We start from the raw sequence: 448 nt of genomic DNA, 5'->3' as shown, positions 1-448 counted from the left end.
CGGCATCACCGACCGGTTGCGGTTGCGCGCCGTGACCACGGTCTCGGGCGCGGAAATCTCGAACTCCATAATGGCCGACAGTCCACCGCGATATTTGCCAGCAGCGCCAGTGTCCGGCTCCAGGCCGTAGCGCAGGAAGCGGATCGGTACTTCCGCCTCGCTGATCTCGATTGGCGTGTTGCGCAGGAAGCCCGTCGCGCCGCCCGCGCCATCGCTGCCGTCCGAAAAGGGCGTGCCGCCGCCACCGCCGCCGACCGGGCCGATCGAGGCCATGACAGGCTTGCCGTTGCGGCCTGTCGTCTTGATGTTCATGATCGCATTTCCACCTGGCGATGTGGCCGGCATCAGGTAAGGCAGGGCCTGGACGAAGGCGCCCAGCGTGACGATCTGGGTCATGGCGCAAGTCAGCGAACGCATGCCGACGGCCGCCGGCCGCGTGCAATTGACC

1 protein-coding gene is annotated in these 448 nt (G+C 67.0%); it reads right to left on the bottom strand.

The genetic code is table 11. The annotated features are described in order from the left end of the window. The coding region (locus AC1D0P_RS29610; protein WP_477679995.1) for a hydantoinase B/oxoprolinase family protein at positions 1 to 448 on the bottom strand (448 nt) is incomplete at both ends.

Source organism: Polaromonas sp. P1_G2, assembly GCF_056405515.1.
This window is presented reverse-complemented; position numbering and strand designations above follow the sequence as displayed.